The sequence below is a fragment of the Streptomyces sp. LUP30 genome, from assembly GCF_001746365.1.
Classification (GTDB): Bacteria; Actinomycetota; Actinomycetes; order Streptomycetales; family Streptomycetaceae; genus Streptomyces.
The window spans coordinates 91,090-117,210 of record NZ_MJAJ01000025.1; the positions used below are offsets into that span (position 1 = coordinate 91,090).

The window sequence follows — 26,121 nt, forward strand, 5'->3', positions numbered from 1 at the left end:
CTTCGTCCGGCCGGCCCGGCGCCGGTCTCTCACCTTCTGCACGAACGGCGTGCGGCCGGATCGACAGGCTTCCCGGGACGGGGGACAGAGCACCGAGGCGCACTGACCGCCGACCGCGCCGCCCGGAGCTCCCGTCGGCATCCGGCCCGGACCGACCAGGTGCGCGGTCAGGGAGGTGAGCACGTCGACGCACCGGCCGGGGACGGCCGCAGGCGGCAGATCGCGGCGAACCGGGCCGCGACGTCCAGGTTCCACAGGCGGACGGTGCCGTCGTTGCTGCTGCTGGCGATCGTCCGCCCGTCCGGGGCGAAGACCGTGCCCCACACCGCGTTCGTGTGCCCGGTCAGGGTGGCCCACGGTCGCCGCTCGGCCACGTCCCACACCCGCACCGTACGGTCGCTGCCGCTGCCGGCCAGCAGACGTCCGTCCGGGGAGAACGCGATGCCGCGCACCGATCCGGTGAGCCCGGCCAGCACCGCCGCCCGACGTCGTCGGCCGACGTCCCAGAGCCGGACGGTCCCGTCGTTTCCGCTGCTCGCCAGCGTCCGGCCGTCCGGACTGAACGCCACTCCCCGTACCGCGCCCGTGTGTCCGGTGAGCGTGGCCGACGGCCCGCGGGACGCGACGTCCCACAGCCGTACCGTCAGATCGTCGCCCGCGCTCGCGAGGGTGCGCCCGTCGGGGCTGAAGGCGACGTCGTTGACGAAGTCCGTGTGGCCGGTGAGCGTGGCCAGGGGGCGTCGGGTGGCCACGTCCCACAGCCGCACCGTGCGGTCGGCGCCCGCCGACGCCAGCAGCGCGCCGTCGGGCGAGAACGCCACCGAGAAGACGTCCCCGTGGTGTCCGGCGAGCGTGCCCAGGAGACGGTGGGCGGCGACGTCCCACAGCCGCACCGTGCCGTCGGAACCGGCCGAGGCCAGCGTCCGACCGTCGGGGGCGAAAGCCACCGAGAACACGGCCGAGCGATGGCCCCGCAGGGTCGCCACGGGTCTGTGGCGGGCCACGTCCCACAACCGCACCGTGTGATCGGTGTCGGCGGTGGCCAGCAGTCTTCCGTCGTGGCTGTAGGCGGACTGCCAGATCTCGGTGTACGGGCGGGCCGTCAGGACCGGGCCGCCCAGATTCCAGAGCACGACCGACTGGTCGAACCCGGCGGTGGCGAGCACCGTTCCGTCGGCGTTCACGGCGACGCCCATCGTGTAGTCGGTGTGGCCGCTGAGCGTCAGCGTCGGCATCCCGCTGTGCACGTCCCACAGACGAGTCGTGCCGTCCCCGCCCGCACTGACGACCGTGGCACCGTCGGGGGTGTAGGCGACCGCGTTGACGTCGTCGCTGTGCCCGGTCAGGACCGAGGTCGTCCGGTGCCGTGCCAGGTCCCACAGCCGTACGGTCCGGTCGGCGCCGCCGCTGGCCAGGCTTTGCCCGTCCGGCGCGAACGCCACGCCGTACACCTCGTCGGTGTGCCCCGTCAGTACGCGCCCCGGCCGGTCGTGCACGGTGTCCCACAGCCGGACGGTCCGGTCGGCGCCGGCCGACGCGAGCGTCCGGCCGTCCGGAGCGTACGCCAGCGCGTCGACCTGCCCGACATGGCCGGTGAACGACTCGACACGGCGCATCCGGCCGGTGTCCCAGACCTGGACCGTGCCGTCGCCCGCCGCGAGGGCCAGGGTGCGGCCCCGAGGGTCGAACGCCACGGCACGTGCGCCCGCGGTGCTCTCCGGGAGCACCGCCTTCGTCCGGTGGTCGGCCGCTCCCCACAGTCGCACCGGCGCGCCCGTGGAGCCCGCCGCGACCGTGCGGCCGTCGGGGCTGAAGGCCACCGAGCGGACCTGCCCGGACATCGTGAACGTGGCGGTCGTACGGTGGTCCGCGAGCCGCCGCAGCATCACCGTGCCGTCCGAACTGGCCGTCGCCAGCGTGCGTCCGTCGGGCGCGAACGCCACCGCGTTGACCGGGCCTCGGTGTCCGCCGAGCCGGGCCTCGAAGGGCTGGGCCTGAGTGCTCAGGAGCGCGCCGCGCGCCTCGGGCGTCGCCTGGGAACGGTATGCCTCCTCGGCGAGCCGCATCGACGCCTCCGGCTGGCCGGCGGCCAGGGACGCGGACTGCGCGGCGAGGGCCCGGGACCGGGCGACCCGCTCCTGGTGCAGCGCGTCGGAGCGCTGCCGGTACGCCAGTGCTCCGGCGACCACGGCGAGGGTCAGCAGGAGGACCAGCGTGGCCAGCGTGCCCTGTCGTCGCCGGATCTGCCGTCGGGCCTGCCGTCGGCGGTCGGCCTCCTCGGCCCGGCTCGCACGCAGGAACGCCTCCTCCTGCGCGCTGAGCCGGCTGCGGCCGTCCAGTTCTCCCGCCCACTCCCGGACGGCGTCCAGCCGGGCGCCACGGTAGAGGGCGGACGGGTCGCGGCCCTCGCGCTCCCACTCGCCGGCGGCGTGCGCGAGCTGCTGATGGATCAGCAGCCCGTCCCGGTCGGCGTCGAGCCAGCCGCGCAGCCGGGGCCAGGCGTGCAGCAGGGCCTCGTGGGCGATCTCGACGGTGTCGCGGTCGGCGGTGATCAGACGGGCTCGCACGAACGCGTCCAGGGCGGTGGTGGCGGCGACCGCGTCGGCCGACCGGTCCACCAGCGCGGCCCGGCTCATCCGGCGCCGGGCCGGTCCGGCGCCGTCGGCGACGTGGACCAGGCGCACCAGAATCCTGCGGATCGTCTGCTGCTCACTCGGGTACAGGCCCGCGAACACGTCCTCGGCGGTGCGTGCGACCGCCCCGCGGATCCCGCCGGTGCGCTCGTACCCCGCGACCGTGAGGGTGTTGCCCTCGCGCCGCTGCCAGGTGGTCAGCAGCGCGTGGGAGATCAGCGGGAGCGCGCCGGAGGGGGTGGTGTCCGGCAGTGCGCGCCCGGGGTCCGCCGGGTCGCCGGGCGGTCCTCCCGGTTCGTCGCGCAGCCCGGCGTCGCGCAGCAGGAGGGGGACGAGACCCGGTTCCAGGGCGAGTCCGGCGAGGTCGGCGGGGCGTGTGATCGCCTCCCGCAGTCCGGCGACGGACATCGGGGGCAGCACGAACAGTCCGTCGGTGAACACCTCTGCCAGCTCGGGGAGTTCGAGGCACCTGCCGGACAGGTCGGCCCGTACGCCCAGGACCACCACGGCCGGGTCGGGGCCGGATCCTTCCCCCGGCTCGGACTGGCGGCGCGACGCCGACAGGGCGCACAGCACCCGGACGAAGGCACGCCGTTCGTCCTCGTCGGAGCAGAGTGTGAACAGCTCCTCGAACTGGTCGACGAGGAGCACCGGACGCACCGGCGGCGGGCGTCCGTTCCCGTCGGCGCACGAGCTGTCGTCCACCGTGCGCCGCACGGCGTCCAGCAACGCCTCGGGCCGGTCCCTCAACTGCCGTACGGTGACGCCGGGATCGCCGTCCAGCGCCTTCGCGACGCCGGTCAGCAGTTCCTCCAGCGGACGAGCGGTGGGCGTGAAGGCCACCACAGGCCACCGCTCGGCGCCCGGCATGGGGAAGCCGCCGGGGTTGCGGAAGGCCGGTACGAGGCCGGCGTGGAACAGGGACGACTTGCCGGCGCCCGAGGGGGCCACGACCATCAGCGGCCCGTCGCCGATCCGTTCGAAGACCCTCTCCACCAGGGCGGCGGTGGCCCGCTCACGGCCGAAGAACCATTCCGCGTCCTGTGTGCTGAAGGCCGACAGCCCCCGGTAGGGAGGGACGGCGTCGGGCACCGGCCGCGGTTCCTCGGGGTTTGCGGCATTCTTCGTCAGCAACCGCAGCAATCCGCCGTCGGCCTGGAGGATCTCGTCGCAGCGCCGCGCGACGTCGACGGTGACCCGCTTGGCACCGGTCTCGATCTTGCTGAGATAGCCCTTGCTGTAGTGCGTCCGGCGGGCCATGTCCGTCAGCGAGAGCCCGCGCTGCCGGCGCAGGCGTCTCAGCTGGGAGGGGAAGTCCTGAACAGGGGTGTCGAGCGGTGGCGGTTCGTACCGGTCGTCGGTGTGCTGCTGCTCCCCCACCACATCCCCCGGGTGTCGCGCGCATGAGCCGTGAGACGGCTGACACTCAGGGTACTGCGGACATATGACGACCGATCACGCTTTTCGCCGGTGTGGCGCGAAGGTGTGGTGCAGACACGGACGTCCGGAACCGCCGAAGCGATCCCGGACGTTCCCCCGTGAGAAAGGCGCTACGGCCGGTTCAGCTTGATCGAGTTGATCGGCGTGAGGTCGGCGTACACGCCGTTCTGCGCCCCGATGGTGTAGTTGCAGTTCGTGCCGCCGTAGTTCAGGCACAGTTCTGCCGTGGCGCCACCGGTCTGGTTGTTGAGGACCCAGTGCCGGCCCACCTGGTTGCTGAGGTCATGGCCCCCGTAGCTCCAGTAGACGGCGCTCGGGCTCTGGGCGGGGTTCTGGTTCTGCGGGTAGACGCAGACGGCGCCGGACGGGCAGCCGGCCCAGTCGGCGGCCGGCTTGGCTTCGGCGGTACCGGACAGCGCCACCATCGCCGTGGCCGCGGTGGCCAGTGCGACGGCCCCACTGAACAACTTGTGCATGTTTCCCCCTTGCGGTCGTCCTGCCTGGTCGCAGGTCGTGCTCGGTCTTTCGGCATCAGACTGTCCGCCGGGTCGGGAGAGGTCGACGGGTTTCCTGTTTCCCGTTGCCGGGGCGGGCCGGGAAACCGGCCGCGACCAGCGGGAACAGCCGAAAGCGGGCAACCCTGCGGAAGTGAGCGGACGCGGTGTGCGGATGCGTCCCGGGGTGGCCCCCTTCTTCACGGGGGTCAGGACGACCGGGGCTTCACGGGCCGGGACGGGGAGAGGAGAGCGGGGAGCGGCGCGCGGTCGGTGGCCGGGCGGAACCGCCTCAGGTGAGGTCCAGGTCGGCGTGGAACAGGTCGTGGTCCGAGTACGGGGTGGGCTCCACGCCGTACGTGAGCGCGGCGACGCCTCTCAGGAACACGTAGTCGAACTTGCTGTACCAGTCGGTGGTCGGCGCACAGCCGTCTGCGTCCGAGGGACGGCAGCGGGGATCCGCGTCCGCGGCCAGCGCCCAGAGCGGGGCGAGCTCAACGGCGTCCGGCTGCGCGTTGAAGTCGCCCAGAACCACGGCGCGCTCGTAGGGGGCCACCTCCTGGGCGAGCACGCGGGCCTGCTCCGCGCGGACCGTCTCCTGACGGCGCTCGGCGAAGTGCGTGTTGAAGACCCGCACGGACCGGCCGTCCACCACGGTGGTCACCGCCATGTACCCACGGTCCTCGGAGCCGCCGTCGGGATATTCCACGTTGACGCGGTCCGTCATCGGCGCCGCCGAAAGGATCGCCTCCCCGAAGCCTCCCGGGTTCCACGGCACTCCCCCGCACCGGCCCCAGTCGTGCAGGACCATGCCGTACTCGACGTGGTAGATCAGCCCGTAGAGGTTTTCCAGATGGTCCCGGATCCGGTCGACGTCTCGCACGCACGCTTCCTGCAGGCCGATGACCTGGGGCGCGAACGCGGCGATCTCGGCCGCCCGGTCGACGTTGCTCACCTCGCAGGGGTTGCAGATGTTCCACGTCATGACCCGGTTCGTCACGACGTCCGGGACAGCGCCGACGGGCAGGGTCCGCACGAGAGGGGCGTCAGCCGGTGCGCTGGGGCCGACGAGCACCAGACAGAGCAGGGACATGACGCCCGCGAGCCATCGCGCACCCGTTCCGAGCACCACCGCCTCCTCACCGCGGACGCACACCGCATCCGCCGCACCCGCGCACGAGGCTATGCGAATCCACCGCCCGGCGACACACGCGTGGGCCTGTGACCGGCGCTTTCGAACGGGTCTGCCGCCGAAGCGAGTTGGTGTGCGGTGTCAGGTCCAGCGGTGACGGCCGAGTGCGCGACGCCCGTGGCACCGTCCTGCGGGTGGACGGCTTCGCCTTGGGGGCCGCTCGGCCCGTCTGCCATCATGGAGAGGAAGCGGAACCTCGTTCCGTCGCTGGCAGGGGACGGGACCCGTACGGGGATCCCGCCGACGAGGAAGGTCGCGGTGAACGACACAGGCCAGAACTCGGCAAGCGCGGCCGGGTCCAAACGGAAGGACGCCCGGCGCAACCAGCAGACCCTGCTGGACGCCGCCGCCGCCGTCTTCGTCACCTCGGGCGTGGAGGCGCCGGTACGTGACATCGCGGCCAGGGCCGGTGTGGGGGTGGGGACGATATACCGCCACTTCCCCACCAGGGCGGACCTCGTCATCGCCGTCTACCGCCACCAGGTCGACGCCTGCGCCGAGGCCGGCCCGGCACTGCTGACCAGCAGCCCTTCCGCTTTCGTCGCCCTCGAACGATGGGTCGACCTGTTCGTCGACTTCCTGGTCACCAAGCACGGCCTCGCGGCCGCCCTCCAGACCGACAACGCCGGTTTCGAGACGCTGCACGCCTACTTCCTCGACCGCCTCCTGCCGGTGTGCGCCCACCTGCTCGACGCCGCTGCCGCCGCCGGTGAGATCCGCTCCGGTCTCGACGCCTACCCGTTCATGCGGGGCATCGGAAACCTCTGCATCGGCGCCGACAACGACCCCCGCTACGACGCACGGCGACTGGTCGCACTTCTCGTGGCGGGCCTGCGCCGGGACGGCTGACGCCGTGGCATCCGCGCGCCCTCGGCGTGGGGGCCCGGCCGGGGCGGGTTCAGGTCCGATGCCTCACGGAGCCGAAGCAGGCGTAGGCCTGGGTCAGCGCGAAACGGGGCAGCGAGAGCCCGATCGGAGTGCAGAGCCTCCAACGCGTGCCGTTCGCCTTCCGGTTCGGCGTCCTCCGGGCAGAGAGAGGGGTCACGTCGAACGGATCCCGGAACCACTCGATGTCCGCGGCACCGCCGAGCTGGTAGATCCCCGCCGTCTGCTCCACACGCCATCCGTCGCTCACGGCCAGGAACTCGCGGTACGAGGGCGGCAGGCGCCGGCCCAGCCGCTCCTCGGCCGCGGCGATCGCCGACTCCCCCGGGCCTGCCCAGGGGGACGACGGTCCCGGCCTCCTCAAACGCCGCCTGCCGACAGGAGTCCCTGCGGCGAACCGTGAACCGTGTGCCTCGTAAATCCCTCCGCATCACGTGGGGCGGGCGGCTCCGCGGCCCATCGTAAAGGAAAGGCAAAGTCGAAGGTCGCGAATCTGCCCGGAGATCCCTCGGCACGCCTCGCCCGGGCCGCCGTTCCGGCTGACCGGCCGACTTGCGCTGGAGTGCGCTCCAGGTCGTAGCGTTGCAGACATCGCGGCGCACGAGGCCCCGTACCGCCGGCGTCTCCCGGGATGCCGGCCGGCGGAATTCGTCGGCGAACGGACGACAGGCTCCGTGGCGTCCGAAAGAACGTACGAGTGACAACGCACGAGTGGCAGGGAAAGGCTGGAACACGGCATGCAGAAGCGCAGTCTGCGGGACCTCCAGGTATCGGCCATCGGCCTGGGGTGCATGGGCATGTCCGCCTTCTACGGATCCGCCGATCAGGAGGAGGGCATCGCCACCATCCGGCGCGCCCTCGACGTCGGGGTGAACTTCCTCGACACCGCGCAGATGTACGGCCCTCTCACCAACGAGTCGCTCGTCGGCGAGGCGGTCCGGGGGCATCGCGAGGAGTACGTGATCGCGACGAAGTTCAACTACCGGATGGACGACGCCGTACCCGGCGACATCACCACCGTCGGCCCGCAGGACGGCTCGGCGGAGCACGTCCGCAGTTCCGTCCACGGCTCCCTGAAGCGTCTGGGGACCGACTACATCGACCTGTACTACCAGCACCGGGTCGACCCGAACGTTCCCATCGAGGAGACGGTCGGCGCACTGGGGGAACTGGTCGCCGAGGGCAAGGTGCGCGGCATCGGTCTGAGCGAGGCGAGCGCGCAGACCATCCGGCGCGCCAACGCCGTGCACCCGATCACCGCGGTGCAGAGCGAGTACTCGCTGTGGTCACGGGACGTCGAGGCCGAGGTGCTGCCCGCCTGCCGCGAGCTGGGCATCGGCTTCGTGCCGTACTCGCCGCTCGGCCGCGGCTTCCTCGCCGGGCGGTTCAGCTCGCCGGACGAGCTGGACGCCAACGACTGGCGCCGGCAGAACCCCCGGTTCCAGGACGCCAACCTGGAGGCGAACCTGCGGCTGGCCGCGAAGGTGAAGGAGATCGCCGCCGAGAAGGACGTGCTTCCGGCGCAGCTGGCCATCGCCTGGGTGCTGGCCCAGGGTGAGGACCTGGTGCCGATCCCGGGGACCAAGCGCCGCGCCTACCTGGAGCAGAACGCCGGCGCCGTCGACATCACGCTGACCAAGGACGATCTCGCCCGCATCGACGCGGAGCTGCCCGCGGTCGCGGGCGAGCGGTACGACGAGGCGGGGATGCGGGCCGTCGACCGGTAGCCGTCGCCCGAGAGGCCGCGACCGCGGCTGCCCGCACCCCCGGCGGCAGCCACCGCCGTCCGTCCACCGCACGGCCGCAGTCCCAGCGGCACGGCGGCGGCAGCCGCGGCAACCGTGCGGTGCAGCCCCGCCCACGGGTCTTTCGTGAAGGCCCGTCGGCGGGGCTGTCGCCGGCTCCAGGCGGGCGCGTCGCCCCCGCGCCTCCCCGGCACCGCCGTGGGCACGACAATGACCCGTATGGAACTGGCGCTGCAGGTCGTCGCCCTCGTCGTCGCCACCTTCGGCACTGCGGCCCTGTCCGCGATCGCCGGGTTCGGCGGGGGCGTGCTGTTGCTGCCGGTCTTCGTCGCCGTGCTGGGCGCCCGGGACGCGGTGGCCGTGCTCACCGTCGCCCAACTGGCCGGCAACGGCAGCCGGGTGTGGTTCAACCGGCACGAGGTCGACCGGCGTCTCGTCGGTGTGTTCGCCCTCGGCGCCGTCCCGGCCGCGGCCGCCGGCGCGCTGCTGTTCGCCACCGCGCCGCTGCCCGCGCTCACCCGCGCCATCGGCGTGTTCCTGCTGATCATGGTCGCCTGGCGGCGCTGGAAGCCGCAGGCCGCCCGGCTGGACGACACGGCGTTCACCGTCGTCGGCGCCGCATCCGGCTTCGGCTCCGCACTGGTCGGCTCGGTGGGGCCGATGGTCGCGCCGTTCTTCCTGTCCCGGGGCCTGCGCAAAGGCGCCTACATCGGCACCGAAGCCGCTGCCGCCGTGGTGATGCACGTGACCAAGCTGGTCGTGTTCGGCGCGGCGGCCGTGCTGACCGCGTCCAGCGCCGCCATCGGCCTGGGCCTCGCGCCGGCGGCCACCGCAGGGGCCTGGGTCGGCAAGAAGACCGTCGACCGGCTCCCCGCCCACGTCTTCCTCCTGGTGGTCGAGATCGGTCTGATCGTCTCCGGTCTGCTGCTCACCGTCACCGGCTGACCTCGCGACGCCCCTCCTCACCGGCCCGGATCATCACCGCGTCCTGCTGCGTCACGACCGCGGGCTCAGGAGGCGCCGGCGACCTCGGTGACCTCGTCGGCGCCGGCTGCTTCGTCGCGTGCCATGCCGAGACAGCGCCGGATCGCTTCGACCGGCATGTCGAGCCCCTCGGACGCGGACTCCTCGTCGCCGAACACCTGCACCGCCTCGGCGACGGCCACGGCCAGCTCGACCTCCGCCTTGCGGACCTTGGCCTCGGCCTTGTCCACGGTGTCCACCACCGCCAACTGACGGCGCTGCTTCTCCTGGAGCCGCTGCTTGCGGGAAAGGGCCTTCTCGGAACTCTGCACAGACATGACCAAGATCCTAATCAGTCGCGAGGGCACCCACGAAATCGCCGACTCACCTGCGTGGAAACGGGTTTCGCGCCCTCCTGGGCACCTCGTGTCAGGGGGCCGCCCGATCGCCGGATCCACCGTGAGCCGTGCCCTCGGCCGGGCGAGCGGTACGTCCGGATCCGGCAACAGTTCCTCCGACTCGGGCGCGGAATACGTCCCCTTTGCCTGGTTGTCACCGGCAGCCACTATCGTGCCGTGTCATGTCCGACGATCCACAGGGCGAAACGCCCTCTCCTGCCCGCCGCACGCTCGGTGACGCACGTCCGTTGCTCGGCCGTGAGACGGAAGTCCGGGAGCTGGTGCGAGCCTTGGCCGAGCTCGAGAGGGGAGCGGGGAAGGCCGTCGCGCTCGTCGGGGAACCGGGCATCGGCAAGAGCGCGCTGGCGTGGGCGGTCGTGACCGAGGCCCGTTCCGCCGGGATACCCGTCTGCACTGCTCGTGGGCGGGCCGCGAACGCGTCCTCGGTCGTCGGGGAGTTGCGTCTGCAGGAGGTGCGCGAGGTCGCCGCGCGCGCGGCGGAGGGCGGCCCCCTGCTCGCGGTGGTGGAGGACTTCCACCTCCTCCCCGCGGACCAGCAACTCCACGTGGAACGCTTGCTGCAGACGGCCTCCGCCGGTCCGGTGCTGTGCCTCATCGTCTGCCGGCAGCGCCAGTTGTCGCCCTGGCATGCGGAACTGGTCTCGCAGGCCGAGTCCGCGGGTCTGCTGGAGGTGTGGAACCTCGGCCCGTTGTCCCGCGAGCAGGCGGAAGCCCTGCTCGGAGACCATCCGGATGCCGACGAGATCCACCGCGAAGCCCAGGGCAACCCGCAGTACCTCAAGGTGCTCGGCGCTCGCGGCCAGGACGCCGCGGCCGCCTCGACAGCCGTCCTCGGCGAACTGGCCGGTCTCGACGGCGACTCGCTCGCGGTCCTGCAGGCGGCGGCGGTCCTTCGCGAGCCGTTCCACCCCGAACTGCTGGCCGCCGTCGCCGGGCACGACGTCACCGCCACGGTCCGCGCGCTGGACACGCTCACCCGTGTGGACCTCGTGCGGCCCGCCGAGCCGGCACCCCGGCTCGCCCTGCGCCACCGAGCGGTCGGCGACGTCGTCTACGAGCGGCTCGAACCCAGCCGCCGCGTCACCCTGCACCGACGAGCCGAGTCCGCGCTGGCCGAGCAGGGCGCTCCCATCGCCAAGCGCGCCCACCATGTGGCCCGCGCCGCCGACCCGAACCGGCCGGAGCATGCGACCACCCTGATCGCCGCCGCACGCGAGTTGCTGTACGGCTCTCCCGCCGTGGCGGCCGGGCATCTGGAGGCCGCCCTGCCGTCGCTCCGCCCGGGCCAGGCGCACTGGCACGAAGCGCAGGTGCTGCTGGCTCGCGCCCGGCTGCTGACGGGGGACGCTACCGAGAGCCGCGCGCTGCTGGACGCCCTGCGGTCGGCCATGCCCGACCCGTCCGGCGAGGCGGGCGCGCTCGCCGACTCCAGCCGGATCGAGCGGACCCTGGGACGCTACGCAGAGGCCGGCGCCCTCGCGCGTTCCGGGCTCGCGACGCTGGCCGACAAGGACGCCGCGATCGCGGCCGCCCTGCACACCGAACTGGCCGACTACGCGTACGACATCCAGGAGTACGTGACGTCCCGGCAGCACGCCGACACGGCCGCGGGCATCGCTCGGCAGCACCACGACCGGGTCGGCGAGGCCCAGGCGCTGGCGCAGAGCGCCCTCGGCTATCTGTTCACCGGCGACCTGGCCACCGCGCAGGAGCGGGCGACGACCTCGGCGGCGCTCATCGACGCCGCATCCGACACCGCTCTGCTCACCAACCTGAACGCCTCGCTGCAGACGGGCATGACCGAGGGAATGCTCGGCCGGCTGGTCGACGCCGAACGGCACCTCACCCGCGCGGCGGCCCTGTCCCGGCGCACCGGTCAGACGTATGTCCAGCCGCACATCCTCACGGTGCTGGCCAACGCCCAGCTGCGGCGCGGGAATCTGGCCGGTGCGCTCGGCGCCCTCGACGAGATCGACCGCCACGCCTCGGCAAAGGCGGGCCCGGCCGAGGAAGCCGTCAGCTCGATGGTGCGGGCCGAGGCGCTCTTCTGGCAGGACGGTCCGGGCGATCGGGCAGCGGCGGAGGCGTCGGCCGCACGCGCCCTCGCCGTCGCCAGTGCCTCGCCGACCGCATGGGCGGTCACCGTCCGGTGTTTCCACGCCGAGTGGGTGCAGCGCACCGGCGATCCGGCGCGCTCCCGTTGGCTGCTGCTGGACGCGGCGGGCGGTCCCGGGCTGCCCCGGCTCACCGCCTGGCGCAAGCCCCGCTGGTGCGACGCCTTGTCGCAGGCGTCGCTCGCGGTGGGCGACCGCGCGTCGGTCGAGCACTATGCCGAACTCGCCGAGCAGTGCCTGGAACAGCTCCCGTCGCCCGGCCGCAGGGGGTTCGCTCTGCGCGCCCGCATGCGCGCCCACGCCGCGGCCGGGGAAACGGAAGCAGCACTGCGACAGGCGCTGGAAGCGGTCTCCGACTTCTCGCTCGGCGGTGAGCGGGTCGAGGCCTGCGTCACCCTGCTCTCGGCAGCCGAACTGTCCCTGGACGCGGGAAGGACGGACGGCGTGGCCGACTGGCTGGACGGCGCCGGGGTCCTCGCCGACCAGTGCGGCTCCGCGCGGCTGAGGGGCGAGGTCACCCGGTGGCGGACCCGGCTGGCCGCATGCGCCGGGACCGGCGGTCCCCTGCCGGCCCTGACCGCGCGCGAACGGGAGATCGCGAGCCTCGTCAGCACCGGCATGACCAACATCAGGGTCGCCGAGAGGCTGTTCCTCAGCGTCCGGACGGTGGAGACCCACCTCGGGCAGGTCTATCGCAAGCTGGGCGTCTCGAACCGCACCAGCCTCACCCGCATGATGATGAACGACACCGCATCCGGCAGCGGGACGGTTCCGGAGTCTCATGCGTCGCACGGTCGTCGGCGCGGCCAGGCTGCCGCGCCCTGAGGCCAGCCGTCGCGCAGCGTGCTGATGAAGCCGACGTCCGAGCTGCACGTCGAGCGTCTGCACCACCGGGTCGAACGGCTCGCCCGGTCACGCCGAGCGCGAGGACGCGAACACGGGTCGCGCCCTCGTCCCTGCTGCGATCGCAGTAGACGCAAGTGTCTGCGGACGGCCGACGACGGGAGAGCGCGGGACTGCGAGCGTGAGGGTGGGCCGAAACCGCCGGTCCGATCGTGTGACGCACCCCTTGAAAGGCTCGTCGATGTCCTCTCTCGCCCGGTGGTGCCATCGGCACCGGCTCGCCGTCGTCCTGGTCTGGGTGGGCCTGTTGATCACCCTGGGAGCCGGGGTCGGCGCGGCCGGCAGCGCCTTCGGCAACAGCCCGACCTCGCAGGACACCGACTCGGCCAAGGCCACGACCCTGCTGCAACAGGCCTCGAACAGCGCCGCCGGCAAGAGCGGCCGCATCGTCTGGCAGCTCGACGGCGGCAAGGTCACCGAACCCGCGGCCGAGAAGGCGATGACCGGTGTCCTGCACCGCATCGCCGGCGCCCCCGGAGTGGCCGCGGTGAGCAGCCCCTACACCGCTGAGGGCAGGACACAGGTCAGCGGGGACGGCGCGACGGCCTACGCCACCGTCGCGTTCGACCGGGACGTGGAAGACGCCCAGGTCGACCGCGTGAAGGAACTCGCCACCGCCCCGGAGACGGCGAGCCTGCGCATCGCGCTCAACGGCCAGGCGTTCACCGTGAACCCCGAGCCGAACCCCGTGGCCGACGCGATGGGCATCATCCTCGCGTTCATCGTGCTGCTGTTCGTCTTCCGTGCGGTGTGGGTGGCGGCGCTGCCCATCGTCACGGCCGTCGTCGGCGTCGGCACCTCCGCGGTCACGGTGATCCTCCTCAGCCACGTCATCACGCTCTCCGACACCACGCTGACCCTCGGCTCGCTGATCGGCCTCGGCGTGGGCATCGACTACGCCCTGTTCATCGTCAACCGGCATCGCACCAACCTGACGGCGGGCATGAGCGTCCCCGAGTCGGTCGCCAAGGCCCTCGACACGTCGGGACGCGCCGTGCTGTTCGCCGGTCTGACCGTCGTCGTCGCACTGCTGGGCATGCTCACCCTGAACGTCGGCATCATCAACGGCATGGCCGTCGGCGCCGCCGTCACCGTCGTCCTGACCGTGCTGGCCGCCGTCACCCTGCTGCCCGCGCTGCTCGGCATGATCGGAGCCCGGGTCCTCAGCCGCAAGGAACGGCGGGAACTGCCCGGGGACGCGCGGCGGCGGACCTCCGGACGGCCCGGTGCGTGGGCTCGGTGGGCCGAGGTCGTCCAGGCCCGCCCCAAGGCGCTGGGCCTGGTCGCCCTCGCCGTGCTCACGGCGCTCGCCTTCCCCACCCTGTCGCTGCGTCTGGGCGCGTCCGACGACGGCAACCTGCCCACCACGTCCACGAACCGCCAGGCCTACGACATGATCGCGGAAGGGTTCGGCCCCGGCTTCAACGGCCCGCTGGTCCTCGCCGTCCAGGCCCCCACCGCCGCCGACAAGGCAGCCGAAGCGAAGCTCGTCACCGCCCTGAAGCAGGTCGACGGCGTCGCCGACGCCCTCGCGGCGCCCATGAAGGACGGGCAGACGGTCGGTGTGATCTCCGTCGTGCCGACGACCTCCCCCCAGTCGGCGGCCACCTCCGACCTGATCCGCCATCTGCGCGACGAGGTCGTCCCGCCCGCCGAGCAGGGCACGTCCATGAAGGTCTACGTGGGCGGTCTCACCGCGAGCAACGACGACTTCGCGTCGGTCCTGATGTCCAAGCTGCCGGTGTTCGTGCTGGTGATCGCCGCACTCGGCTTCCTGCTGCTGACGATCGCCTTCCGCAGCCTGCTGATCCCGGCCGTGGGCGCGGTCCTCAACATCCTCAGCATCGGGGTCGCCTTCGGCGCGATCGTGGTCGTCTTCCAGTACGGCTTCGGCGCCGGGCTCCTCGGACTCGGCGCAGGCGGACCGATCGAGTCGTTCGTGCCGATCCTGGTCGTCGGCATCATGTTCGGCCTGTCCATGGACTACCAGGTCTTCCTGGTCAGCAGGATGCGCGAGGAGTGGGCCCGCACCGGCGACAGCCACCGGGCGGTCCGGGTCGGCCAGGCCGAGACCGGCAAGGTGATCGCCGTGGCCGCCGCCATCATGTTCTGCGTCTTCGGCTCCTTCGTCTTCGGCGGCATGCGGGTCATCGCCGAGTTCGGCGTCAGCCTCGCGGTGGCGGTCGCCGTCGACGCCCTGCTGATCCGCATGGTCCTGGTGCCCGCGCTCATGCACCTGTGCGGCAAGGCCAACTGGTGGCTGCCCCGCGGCCTGGACAAGGCGCTGCCCGACGTGTCCGTCGAAGGCCCCGCGGACGAGCAGACGTTCGCGCCGCACCCGACGCGCGAGCCGCAGACCGTCGGCGTGTCCGACTAGCCCGACCGCACGACGGATCGACGGATCGACGGATCGACGACGATCATGCGGGCCGGTTGGGCGGGGACTGCCCGGCCTTCGGCCGGCCCGCGCTGCTTAGAGTGAGGGAATGGACGTGACTGTGGTGTGGCGCCGATGGCTCGCCCGTCATGATCGGGTCGGAGACGCGCTGCCGGCGGTGCCGCTGGTCGTGGTGGCCGTGGCGGCGACCGCCGTCGGCGAGTCCTCCTGGCACGAGCCGCGCTGGCAGGAGGCTGCCTGGACGGCGGTGTCCTGTCTGCCGCTGGTCGTGCGAAGCCGCTGGCCGCTGCACGTCGCTCTCGTGACGCTGGCCGGCGGGCTGACCCTGATGGCCCTGGTCCCGGGCATCGACACGCCCCCCGGGGCCACCCTCGTCGCCCTGTACACGCTCGCCCTCCTGGGCAGCCGACGCACAGCGTGGGCCGTCGGCCTGCTCGCCGCCGTGGCGCTCACCGGGGTCCACGCCGGCACTCACGGCGGGTCCCCGGTGAGCGGAGACGGGCTGCTGCGGTTCGACGTCGCGATCGCCGCCACCGCGCTCGGCCGCGCCGTCCGCAACCGCCGCGACCACCTCGCGAAGGCGAGGGAGCGTGCGGAGCGCGCCGAGAGCATGCAGGAGGAGGAGGCACGACGCCGGGTGGCCGTGGAACGCGTGCGCATCGCACGCGATCTGCACGACGTCGTCGCCCACCACATCACCCTGGTCAACGCCCAGGCGGGAGTCGCTCACCACCTCCTGCGCACCGATCCCGACCAGGCGTTCCAGGCGCTGGCCCACATCAGGGACAACAGCCGCGCCGCACTCGACGAACTGCGCGCCACCGTCGGCCTGTTGCGCCAGCCGGACGACGCACCCGGCGCCCGGGCCCCCATCCCCCGCCTCGCCGATCTCGACCGCCTCGCCGACGGGTTCCGGGCGAGCGGGCTCTCGGTGGAGGTGACCCGCACCGGCGCCCCCGCGCCGCAGGCGTCCGCCACCGAACTGACCGCCTACCGCATCGTCCAGGAAGCCCTGACCAACACCCACAAACACGCGTCCGCCACCCGGGCCGCCGTGCTCCTGGACTACGGTCCGCACTCACTGCGCGTCACCGTGACGGACGACGGACGCTCCGACTCCGTCAAGGGCACGAGCACAGGCACCGGCACCGGCACCGGCCATGGGCTGATCGGCATGCGCGAGCGGGCCGGCGCCATCGGCGGGACCGTCACCGCCGGGCCACGACCCGAAGGCGGCTTCCAGGTCGTCGCCGCCCTGCCGCTCTCGCTCGCCCCCGCACCCGTCTGACCGACCCCCGTGAGGAAACCGACCGTGCCGATCCGCGTTCTGCTCGCCGACGACCAGGCCCTGCTCCGCGGCACCTTCCGGCTGCTCATCGACGCACAGCCGGACATGGAGGTCGTCGCCGAGGCCCCCGACGGCCGCGAGGCGGCGCGACTGGCCCGCGCCGAGCGCGCCGACGTCGTGATGATGGACATCCGGATGCCCGGGGTCGACGGCATCGAGGGCACCCGGCTGATCGGCCAGGACGAGGACATGGCCGGGGTGAAGGTGCTCGTGCTGACCACCTTCGAGGAGGACGGTCTCGTCGTGGAGGCGCTGCGGGCCGGCGCCAGCGGCTTCCTGGGCAAGGGCGTCGAGCCGGACCGGCTCCTCGACGCCATCCGTCTCGTCGCCGCCGGCGAGGCCCTGCTCTCACCCACGGCGACCAAGGGCCTCATCGCCCGCGTCCTCGCCCAGCCCACCCACGGCGACCTCGTGGACCCCGGGCGGCTGGCAGCGCTGACCCCGCGCGAACGCGAGGTGACGACCCTGGTGGCCACCGGCCTGTCCAACGACGAGATCGCCGAGCGCCTCTTCGTCACCCCGGTCACCGCGAAGACCCACGCCAACCGGGCGATGACCAAGCTGGGCGCCCGCGACCGCGCCCAGTTGGTCGTCATCGCCTACGAGACCGGTCTGGTCCGCGCCGGAGAACCGCAAGCCTGAGGGGCGGCGTGCACCCGCAGCCCGAGGTCCCGGCCCGGGCGGAGACCGGGCACCGGTCGTCGGCCGTCGGCGCGTTCACGGAGTCGGGGCGGGCCGCGGCGGCGGCAGGGGGCGTGCATCCGTTCCGGGTCGGAGCCCTCGTGCGGGACGACGCCGGTGGGGATGCGCTCGCCGAAGTCGGTCATGCAGGCGGTTCATGGGGTGTTGAAGCGCTTCGACACCAACCCCCGCCCGCGCGGGACTGTCAATGGCCGTGCACCAAGAAGGTTTTCTGATCTGCGCCCTCTTGTCTCGTGGGAAACCTGTCATTAACGTTCGCGGCCAAGTGAAGCGCTTCGACACAGGGGGGGCCGCTCCATGACCGAGGAGTCGAGCCGCGGCCGTGTGCCCGTTCGTCCGGAAGCACTTCCGCACCGGTGTGGCGACCGGCGCGGTCAAGGCCTGGCCGCCCGCCGCACGCACCTCGTCGCCCCGGTGACGCCCCGCCAGAAAGGCAGCCATGAGCAGTCCACCGCAGACCATCCGATGGGGACACCCGGCCCTGCGGGTCGAGATCGGCGTCACCGACGACGGCGCCGCCCGTCTCGCACACCTCGGGCTGCCCGGCGGGCCGCCCGCCGAGCGGCGCTCATGGCCTCCCCTGCCCCTGGTGGAGGTGACGGCCGCCGGCCACGGCCGTTCCTGGTCGGGCGCACGCCTCGTCGACACGACCCTCGGCGGCCGGCTGCGGTACCGCACGCACCGAGCAGCCCGCGACGGCGACCGGCACACGCTCACCGTCGAACTCCACGACCCCGAGACCGGTCTCGTCGCGGAGGTGCGCTACGCCTCGCCCGACGGCGTGCCGGTACTGCGCAGCGAAGTGATCCTGCGCAACGCCGGGGACACGGCACTGCACCTGGAATCGGTCTCCTCCCTCGTCGTGGGCTGCCTCGCGGACGGTCCGCAGGCCGTCGGGGACGCGGACCTGCTGTGGGCCGACAACGACTGGGTCGCCGAATGCCGCTGGCAGCGCAGGCCGATGCGGGCGACCTCGCCGGTCCTCGACGACCGTGTCGTCCACGGCGACGGCAACGGCAAGGGGGAGTTCACGCAGACCGGCCGGGGCGTGTGGTCCAGCTGCGGCCGACTGCCCATGGGGGGTCTGACCGGCCGTGACTCCGGGCGTACCTGGCTGTGGCAGATCGAGCACAACGGCGGCGGCTGGCACTGGGAGTGCGGAGAACGCGACCAACTCGCCTACCTGGCCCTGTTCGGTCCGACGGACACTCATCACGGCTGGCGGCACCCCCTCGATGCCGGCGCGGAGTTCCGCACCGTGCCGGTGGCTCTCGCCTTCAGCGACGCCGGCGGACCGGACGAGGCGTTCGCCGCGCTCACCCACTACCGCCGGGCCGTCCGCCGCCCGCACCCCGACCACCGGCGACTCCCCGTGATCTTCAACGACTACATGAACTGCCTCATGGGCGACCCCACGACCGAGAAGCTGCTGCCGTTGGTCGACGCGGCGGCCGAGGCGGGCGCGGAGTACTTCGTCATCGACGCCGGCTGGTACGACGGCGAGGACGGCGGCTGGTGGGACAGCGTCGGCGCCTGGGAACCCGCGGCCTCCCGCTTCCCCGGCGAGCGCGGGATCCACGAGGTGCTCGACCGCATCCGGGAACGGGGCATGACGCCCGGCCTGTGGCTGGAGCCGGAGGTGATCGGCGTCCGCAGCCCCATGGCCGGGTCCCTGCCCGACGAGGCCTTCTTCCGCCGCGACGGCATCCGCGTCACCGAGACCGGACGCCATCATCTCGACCTGCGCCACCCGGCCGCCCGCGCCCACCTGGACGAGGTCGTGGACCGCCTGGTCGGGGTGTGGGGGGTCGGCTACCTCAAGCTCGACCACAACATCGACCCCGGCTCCGGCACCAGCGCCCGCCCCGGCGAGACCCCGGCGGCCGGTCTGCTCGGCCACAACCGCGCCCACCTCGACTGGCTCGACGGCGTCCTGGACCGCCACCCCCACCTCGTGCTGGAGAACTGCTCCTCGGGCGGCATGCGCTGGGACTACGCGCTGCTCTCCCGGCTGCAACTGCAGTCCACCAGCGACCAGCAGAACCTCCGGCTGTACGCCCCCATCGCGGCTTCCGCGCCGACCGCGGTCACCCCCGAGCAGGGCGCCGTCTGGGCCTACCCGCTGCCGGAGGACTCCCTGGACGAGGTCGCCTTCACCATGGCCAACGCGCTGCTCGGCCGTATCCATCTGTCCGGCCGGCTGCCCGAGCTGCGCCCAGACGCCCGCGCCCTGGTCCACGAAGGCGTCGCCGTCCACAAGGTCATCCGCGCCGACCTGGCCCGGGCGACGCCCGTCTGGCCGCTGGGCCTTCCGGCCTGGGACGATCCCTGGCTCGCGCTGGCCCTGCGCACCCCGGCCACCACCTACCTCACCGTCTGGCGCCGCCCCGGCTCCGGAGCCGCCGCCGCCCTCCCCCTCCCCCACCTCCGCGGCGCCGCAGCCCGGGTCGAGGTCCTCTACCCCGCCGCGAACCAGGCGGCCCTGGCCTGGGACCCCGGTACCGCCGCCCTCACGCTGACGCTGCCCACGGCCCCGTCCGCCGTGCTGATCCGCCTCACCCACCCGGTGCCGGACACGGCGTGAAACCGCCCGCCCTCACCGTAAAAATCCTACGAGCCAAAGGAATTGATGGAGTGTCAGACGAGTCGCAGACGGACGCCGCCGTTCGCCCCGCCACGTCCCGCAACCCGGTGATCCCCGGCTTCCACCCCGACCCGAGCATCTGCCGCGTGGGCGACGACTACTACGTCGTCTGCTCCAGCTTCGAGTACTTCCCCGGCGTCCCCGTGTTCCACAGCCGCGACCTGATCCACTGGACGCAGCTCGGCAACGCCCTCGACCGGCCGAGCCAGCTGCGCCTGCCCGCCGGCGCCCGGTCCTCCGGCGGCATCTACGCCCCCACCCTGCGCCACCACGACGGCCGCTTCTGGCTGATCGTCACCAATGTGACCGACGGCGGCAACATGCTGTTCACGGCCACCGATCCCGCCGGGCCCTGGTCCGACCCGGTCCGCCTGCCCGGCGTCCCCGGCATCGACCCTGACCTCGCCTGGGACGAGGACGGCGCCTGCTGGTGCACCGTCGCCGGGGTCTCCCAGGTCCGCATCGACCCGTACACCGGCGAGACGTTCGGCCCGCCGCGCGGACTCTGGTCCGGCGCGCCCGACGCCAAGGCTCCGGAGGCGCCCCACCTGTACCGGATCGGCGACTACTGGTACCTGCTCATCGCCGAGGGCGGCACCGAGCGCTGCCACGGCGTCTCGATCGCCCGCGGGCTCACGCCGGGCGGGCCGTTCGAGCCCTGCCCGGACAACCCGATCCTCACCCACCGGGGCACCGACCACCCGATTCAGAACACCGGCCACGCCGACCTGGTCCAGGGGCCCGACGGCTCCTGGTGGATGGTGGTGCTGGGCGTCCGGCCGCGCGGTGGCACCCCGGGCTGGCACGTGCTGGGCCGCGAGACCTTCCTGGCGCCCGTCGCATGGGTGGACGGCTGGCCCGTCGTCGCCAAGGTGACGCCCGAACTTCCCGCACCCTCCTGGCCGTTGGTCCCCGGGCCCGTCGAACCGGTCCGGGACGACTTCGACCTGAACGAGCTGCGCCCGCAGTGGATCTCGGTGCGCGACCGTCCGGCGGAGCACTGCACCACCAAGGAGCGGTCCGGCTGGCTCACCCTGCGCGCCCGGGGCGCCTCCCTGGACGAGCCGGACGTGGTGTTCGTCGGCCGTCGGCAACAGCACCTGGCCTGCCGGGCGCGCACCCGCATCGACCCGGCGGAGGGACACGGCGGTCTCGCGGTCCGCCTGGACGAACGCCATCACTACGAGATCGAGGCCCGCGAAGGTGAGGTGCGGGTGCTCACCAGGATCGGACCGCTGAGCACCGTCGTGGCGTCCCGGCCCGTGCCCGCCGGGCCCGTGACCCTCGCCGCACGGATCACCGGCGCCCCGCAGCAGGACGCCCGCAGCGGGCCGGACACCCTCACGTTCGGCGTCGAGGAGCAGGACGGCACGTTCACCGCGCTCGGCGCCCTCGACGGCCGCTACCTGTCGACCGAGGTCGCCGGCGGCTTCACCGGCCGGGTCATCGGCCTGTACGCCTCGTCCGGCACCGTCCACTTCGACTGGTTCGACTACGAGCCGCTCCGCGACTGATCCGGCGACGGGCCTGAACCGGCGCCGCGCACGGGCATCACGTCGCCGCCGACGGACGATCCCCTCCCTCGGCCATCTGTCGCTCCATCCCCCCACGGGCGGAACCACCGCTCGGCCACCAGAGAAAGAGGTCCGAAGATGAAGGGAACGCACCACACGCCCGGCCGCCGCAGCCGGGGCCCCGGCCGGGTGCTCGGCCTCCTCCTGACGCTGGTCGCCGCGATCGGGCTGACCAGCACCACCGCCCTGGCCGCGCCGCGACACGAGGACGCCTCCTCGGCACGGCCCGCCCGGCTCGCCGCCCCCAGGGACGCGGTGGCCGCGATGCAGCCCAGCTGGAACCTGGGCAACACCCTGGACGCCATTCCCGACGAGACGTCCTGGGGCAACCCGCCGGCCACCAAGGCCCTGTTCGACACCATCAAGGCACAGGGCTTCCGCAGCGTGCGGATTCCCGTCACCTGGAGTGGTCACCAGTCCTCCACCGCCCCCTACGCGATCGACGCGACCTGGATGAACCGCGTCAAGCAGGTCGTGGACTGGGCGCTGGCCGACGGCCTCTACGTGGTGATCAACGTCCATCACGACTCGTGGCAGTGGATCGCCGCCATGCCCACCGACCACGACAACGTCCTGGCGCGCTTCAAGGCCACCTGGACCCAGATCGCGGCCGCATTCAGGGACTCCTCGCAGGCCCTGCTCTTCGAGAGCAACAACGAGCCCCAGTTCGACAACACCACGGACGCCCAGGGCAACCAGTACAACAACGAACTCAACACCGCGTTCCACACGGTGGTGCGCCGGTCCGGCGGCGCCAACGCGACGCGGCTGCTCATGCTGCCGAGCCTGCACACCAATGCCGGCCAGGACTTCCTGGACGTCCTCGTCAGCGAGATGAAGTCCCTGAACGACCCCCGGCTCGTGGCCACGGTGCACTTCTACGGCTGGTACCCGTTCAGTGTGAACATCGCCGGCGGCACACAGTTCGACGCCACCGCGCAGAAGGACATGACCGACTCCTTCGACCGGATCCGCACCACCCTCACCTCCCAGGGGATCCCCGTCTACCTGGGCGAGTACGGCCTGCTGTCGTATCCCGACCACAACCATCCCGCCCGTGTGGAGCTGGGCGAGGCGCTTAAGTACTTCGAGCAGTTCGGCTACGAGGCCCGCACCGCCGGCGTGACCACGGCACTGTGGGACGCCTTCAACTTCCTGAACCGCAGCACGCTGCAGTGGCGTGACCCCGCTCTGATCAGCCAGATCAAGTCGAGCTGGACCACCCGCTCGGGAACCGCTTCCTCGGACCGGGTCTTCATGGCGAAGTCGGGTGCGGTCACGGCCAGGACGCTCACCCTCAGCCCGAACGGCCAAGCCTTCCGGGGGCTTTGGCAGGGCGGCACCAAGCTCGTCCAGGGCCGGGACTACACCGTTTCCGGCAACCGGCTCACGCTCACCGCGTCGGCGCTCACCCGGCTGGCCGGCGACCGCGCGTACGGGATCAACGCGACCGTCGAGGCCCGGTTCTCCCACGGTCTGCCCTGGAAGATCCATGTGACCACCTACGACCGGCCGGTCCTCTCGAACGCGACCGGCGACGCCAACGGCGTCACCGTTCCCACCCAGTTCCGCGGTGACCTGCTGGCCACCATGGAGGCCACGTACGCGGACGGCAGCAACGCCGGCCCCACCGACTGGACCCCCTACCAGGAGTTCAACGAGGCCTTCTCCCCCGACTACCCCGGCAACGCACTGCTTCTGACCTCGAAGTTCGTCAACTCGCTGCGGGACGGCGCGCAGGCGACGCTCACCTTCCACTTCTGGAGCGGAGCCACCGTGACGTACCGCGTGACGAAGTCCGGAGGCTCGGTGACCGGCATCGTCGGCTGACGGGTCCCTCGCCCCGGGCGGCCCGTCCGGCGCCCGGGGCTCTCCCCACAGCCGGCCGCGATCGTTTCGCGTCGCGGACGGGTCACGGGAACGGTCTGTCCGACGGTCCGTACACCGCGACGGGAGTACGCCGCGGTGTACGGGTGGGGCAATGCGGGCAGCGGGTCAGGCGGTCATCGCATCGCGGACGAGTGCGGTGTCGACGAACTGCTCGAAGCGCACGATGAACCCGCCGCGGACGACGAAGTGGTGCGCGACCCGGACGTCGACCGGCTTGCCGGTGGCCTTGTTCGCCGCGGTGTAACGGGCGAGGACGACGACGTTCTCACCGTCGACGACGTAGGTGTCGTCGTGGGCGGTCCAGTCCGTCCAGTCCGCGCCCAGGCGTTCCATCACGCTCGCGGTGACGCCTTCGGGGGTGCGATAGGTGCCGGCGAGAGGAAAGCCGGCCATCTCGGTCCACTCCACGTCCGGGGCGAGGGTGGCCCGAAGTGCCTCCAGGTCGCCTGCCGCGGAGGCCAGGTACTGGCGGCGCACGACGTCTGCGGGGGCGGTCGAGGTCGCGAACTCGCTCATGTCAGCCCCACTTCATCTCGCCCTTGGCGACCTTCGCACCGATCTGCGCGGCGATCAGCATGCCGTTGCCGGGGTAGCGCTCCACCAGCGCCTCGGTCAGCGCCGCGCCGTCGGCGGCCCGGCCGAGCTCCTCCTCGAAGGCGACCAGGTAGTCACGGGTGGCGGAGACGGCGGACGCGTCCGCCGCCGTGCCGGGCAGACGGTGGCCGGGCACGACCAACTGCGGTTCGAGGGCGGCCATTTCGTCCAGCAGGTCGATCCAGGCGGCGCGGTCGCCGGGGGTGGGGGTGTCGGCGACCCAGACGTGCTCCTGCTGGAAGAGCAGGACGCCGCCGAGCAGGGCGCGGTGCTCGGCCTGCCAGAGGTAGTGGCGGTCGGGCAGGGCCGTCGGGCCGCCCTTGAGCTCGAAGCGGTGACCCTCCAGGGTGATGTCTCCGACGAGGGGTTCGAGGTCCACCAGGCGGGTGGGCAGGTTGGCGCCGAGGGCCGCCCAAGCCTTGAGCTTGCCCTCGTAGGACTGCTGGATGTGCTCGATCACGAGCGGGGTGGCGACGAACCTCGCCTCCGGGAAGGCGTCGGCGACGACCTCCGCGCCGAAGTAGAAGTCGGGGTCGGCGTGGGAGACGAAGACGGTGGTCAGCGTCTTGCCGGAGTCGAGGATCTCGGCGGCCAGGCGGTGGCCGTCGGCGCGGGTGAAGGCGGCGTCGACCAGGAGGGCGTCGCGCTCGCCGGTGACGAGGGTGGCGGTCTTGTTCTTACTGCCGGCCGGGAAGTCCAGGTCGAGGATCTTGAAGTCGAGCGTGCTCATGACGATTCCTTCGGGGGCTGGGGGACGGGGACGGGAGGCGGCTGGGGCGGCTGGGGCGGCTGTGTCAGGAGGAGCGGGTGGCGGCGAACGCCGCGAGGCGCCGCTCCACGTCTTCGGCGTCTGCTCGGCCGCGCGCCAGCACCGTGGCGTCCTCGCCGTCCTCGGCCAGCAGCGTGGGGAAGGCGTCGACGCCCAGCGCGGCGGCGCGCGCGAAGTCGGCCCGGGCCGCGGTCCCCGCCTCGGCCGCTTCGAAGGCTGCGGCGACGTCGTCGGCGTCCAGACCGGCACGCTCGGCGACCTTCCGATAGGTCGCACGGTCGGAGAGGCTCAGTCCGTCGACGTAGAAGGCGCGCTGCAGCGCCGTGGCCAGTTCCACCGCCCGTGCGGGAGCGGCCCGGCGCAGGGCGGCGAGCCCCCGCGCGGCGTCCTGCGAGTCCATGACGAACGAGCCGTCGGCCATGAGCCGCTCGTACGCCTCTCCGAACTCGGCGCCGGTGAACTCGGCGATCTGGGCGTTCGCGCCCTGGACGTACCCGAACTCGCGGATCGGCACCCGGCGGTCTCCGGTGAACAGGCCTCCCGAGACCACTTCCACGTCGAGCTCGGGATGGCGCGAGGTGACCTCGCGCAGGGTCGGGGAGAAGCCGTGCGACCAGCCGCAGTAGGCATCGAACACGTAGATCAGCTTCATCGGGCACCTCGGCGGAGAAAGTGTGCGCCCGTCGGATGCGGGCGGTTCACCTGGGCAACAATACCTGACTCGTCAGATATTCCGCTCGCCGAGGAAAAGGGCGCACCGGCGGGGCCCGTCGCCGAGGCCGCTTCATCCGGGCCTCTGAACTCCAGACAGGAGACCGGGGCGGGCGGACGCTGAACACACGGTCGTCCGGGCGCCGTTCGAGAGGTTCACCCGGTCGACACCGCCCGGCAATCCGCCGCCGACCCACTGGATCGGACCAGGCGGTCAAATTCTGATCTCCCTCGCCGGAGCCGGCGACAGGAGCGGGTTACCGGCGGTACGGTCCGGCTGGCCCTCCCCCACTTCCCAGGAGCTCCCCTTCATGCGCCGTCTTCTCACCTGCCTCGCGGCAGCGGCCGTCACCTGCGGCGGGCTCGCCGCGTCCGCGCCCCCCGCCGCCGCTGCGGACCCGGCCTCCGGGTCCTTCAGCACCCTCACCTACAACGTGGCGGGCCTGCCGTCGGGCATCTCCAGCGCCTCGACGCCGCGCGACACCAGCACCACGGCCATCGGCCAACGCATCGCCCCGTACGACATCGTGCACGTGGAAGAGGACTTCAACTACCACTCCTACCTCTACGCCGGCGACACCGCACACCCCTACCGCACCCCCACCAGCGGCGGCGCGGGCATCGGCAGCGGCCTCAACACCCTCTCCAAACTCCCCTACGACGCCGACGACTTCGAGCGCGTGCACTGGAACTCCTGCCAGCT

General features: G+C 72.4%; 17 protein-coding genes and 2 pseudogenes. 11 read left to right on the forward strand and 8 right to left on the reverse strand.

Annotated features, from left to right (window positions below):
• Nucleotides 1-167 precede the first annotated feature (167 nt).
• From BG482_RS21660 to BG482_RS21670, 3 genes are all read right to left on the reverse strand, one after another.
• Nucleotides 168-4,013 (reverse strand): WD40 repeat domain-containing protein, encoded by a 3,846-nt coding sequence (locus BG482_RS21660; protein WP_256096434.1) that lies wholly within the window; start codon nucleotides 4,011-4,013, stop codon nucleotides 168-170.
• Nucleotides 4,014-4,183: 170 nt separating this feature from the next.
• Entirely contained in the window at nucleotides 4,184-4,549 is a 366-nt protein-coding gene (locus BG482_RS21665; protein ID WP_069770721.1) for a hypothetical protein, read from the reverse strand.
• A gap of 310 nt (nucleotides 4,550-4,859) precedes the next feature.
• Nucleotides 4,860-5,660, reverse strand: a complete 801-nt coding sequence (locus BG482_RS21670; protein WP_079142003.1) for an endonuclease/exonuclease/phosphatase family protein — start codon at nucleotides 5,658-5,660, stop codon at nucleotides 4,860-4,862.
• 357 nt (nucleotides 5,661-6,017) lie between these two features.
• Here BG482_RS21670 and BG482_RS21675 point away from each other — a divergent pair, with 357 nt between their 5' ends.
• The gene (locus BG482_RS21675; protein ID WP_069770723.1) at nucleotides 6,018-6,608 is read left to right on the forward strand and encodes a TetR/AcrR family transcriptional regulator; all 591 of its coding nucleotides are present in this window, start codon (nucleotides 6,018-6,020) and stop codon (nucleotides 6,606-6,608) included.
• Between the two features lie 184 nt (nucleotides 6,609-6,792).
• Here BG482_RS21675 and BG482_RS45335 read toward each other — a convergent pair.
• Nucleotides 6,793-7,008: pseudogene (locus tag BG482_RS45335) on the reverse strand (SMI1/KNR4 family protein); the annotation flags it as partial.
• A gap of 373 nt (nucleotides 7,009-7,381) precedes the next feature.
• On the opposite strand from BG482_RS45335, the gene BG482_RS21685 reads away from it, so the two are divergent.
• Together BG482_RS21685 and BG482_RS21690 are read left to right on the forward strand one after the other, a co-directional pair.
• A complete protein-coding gene (locus BG482_RS21685) occupies nucleotides 7,382-8,371 on the forward strand; it encodes an aldo/keto reductase (protein ID WP_069770725.1) in 990 nt (329 codons plus the stop codon).
• A gap of 237 nt (nucleotides 8,372-8,608) precedes the next feature.
• Nucleotides 8,609-9,334: a sulfite exporter TauE/SafE family protein gene (locus tag BG482_RS21690; protein ID WP_069770726.1), complete on the forward strand. Its 726-nt coding sequence runs from the start codon at nucleotides 8,609-8,611 to the stop codon at nucleotides 9,332-9,334.
• Between the two features lie 65 nt (nucleotides 9,335-9,399).
• Here BG482_RS21690 and BG482_RS21695 read toward each other — a convergent pair whose 3' ends face one another.
• A complete protein-coding gene (locus BG482_RS21695) occupies nucleotides 9,400-9,690 on the reverse strand; it encodes a hypothetical protein (protein WP_069770727.1) in 291 nt (96 codons plus the stop codon).
• Nucleotides 9,691-9,932: 242 nt separating this feature from the next.
• Here BG482_RS21695 and BG482_RS21700 point away from each other — a divergent pair, with 242 nt between their 5' ends.
• From BG482_RS21700 to BG482_RS21730, 7 genes are all read left to right on the forward strand, one after another.
• Nucleotides 9,933-12,710, forward strand: a complete 2,778-nt coding sequence (locus tag BG482_RS21700; protein ID WP_079142001.1) for a LuxR C-terminal-related transcriptional regulator — start codon at nucleotides 9,933-9,935, stop codon at nucleotides 12,708-12,710.
• A 259-nt stretch (nucleotides 12,711-12,969) separates the two neighbouring features.
• Complete coding sequence (locus BG482_RS21705) at nucleotides 12,970-15,165, forward strand: MMPL family transporter (protein WP_069770729.1); 2,196 nt, start codon at nucleotides 12,970-12,972, stop codon at nucleotides 15,163-15,165.
• A gap of 109 nt (nucleotides 15,166-15,274) precedes the next feature.
• Nucleotides 15,275-16,474, forward strand: coding sequence for a sensor histidine kinase (locus BG482_RS21710; protein ID WP_069770730.1), 1,200 nt, complete (start codon nucleotides 15,275-15,277; stop codon nucleotides 16,472-16,474).
• A gap of 24 nt (nucleotides 16,475-16,498) precedes the next feature.
• Nucleotides 16,499-17,176: a response regulator transcription factor gene (locus BG482_RS21715; protein ID WP_069770731.1), complete on the forward strand. Its 678-nt coding sequence runs from the start codon at nucleotides 16,499-16,501 to the stop codon at nucleotides 17,174-17,176.
• Nucleotides 17,177-17,675: 499 nt separating this feature from the next.
• Nucleotides 17,676-19,820 (forward strand): alpha-galactosidase, encoded by a 2,145-nt coding sequence (locus BG482_RS21720; protein WP_069770732.1) that lies wholly within the window; start codon nucleotides 17,676-17,678, stop codon nucleotides 19,818-19,820.
• Nucleotides 19,821-19,870: 50 nt separating this feature from the next.
• The gene (locus tag BG482_RS21725) at nucleotides 19,871-21,394 is read left to right on the forward strand and encodes a glycoside hydrolase family 43 protein (protein WP_069770733.1); all 1,524 of its coding nucleotides are present in this window, start codon (nucleotides 19,871-19,873) and stop codon (nucleotides 21,392-21,394) included.
• A 138-nt stretch (nucleotides 21,395-21,532) separates the two neighbouring features.
• Nucleotides 21,533-23,284: a cellulase family glycosylhydrolase gene (locus BG482_RS21730; protein WP_069770734.1), complete on the forward strand. Its 1,752-nt coding sequence runs from the start codon at nucleotides 21,533-21,535 to the stop codon at nucleotides 23,282-23,284.
• 165 nt (nucleotides 23,285-23,449) lie between these two features.
• Here BG482_RS21730 and BG482_RS21735 read toward each other — a convergent pair whose 3' ends face one another.
• From BG482_RS21735 to BG482_RS21745, 3 genes are all read right to left on the reverse strand, one after another.
• Complete coding sequence (locus BG482_RS21735) at nucleotides 23,450-23,860, reverse strand: nuclear transport factor 2 family protein (RefSeq protein ID WP_069770735.1); 411 nt, start codon at nucleotides 23,858-23,860, stop codon at nucleotides 23,450-23,452.
• 1 nt (nucleotide 23,861) lies between these two features.
• The gene (locus BG482_RS21740) at nucleotides 23,862-24,668 is read right to left on the reverse strand and encodes an MBL fold metallo-hydrolase (RefSeq protein ID WP_069770736.1); all 807 of its coding nucleotides are present in this window, start codon (nucleotides 24,666-24,668) and stop codon (nucleotides 23,862-23,864) included.
• Between the two features lie 64 nt (nucleotides 24,669-24,732).
• Nucleotides 24,733-25,359: a DsbA family protein gene (locus BG482_RS21745; RefSeq protein WP_069770737.1), complete on the reverse strand. Its 627-nt coding sequence runs from the start codon at nucleotides 25,357-25,359 to the stop codon at nucleotides 24,733-24,735.
• Between the two features lie 370 nt (nucleotides 25,360-25,729).
• Between BG482_RS21745 and BG482_RS21750 the strand changes: the two are divergent.
• A pseudogene (locus tag BG482_RS21750) lies at nucleotides 25,730-26,121 on the forward strand (endonuclease); the annotation flags it as partial.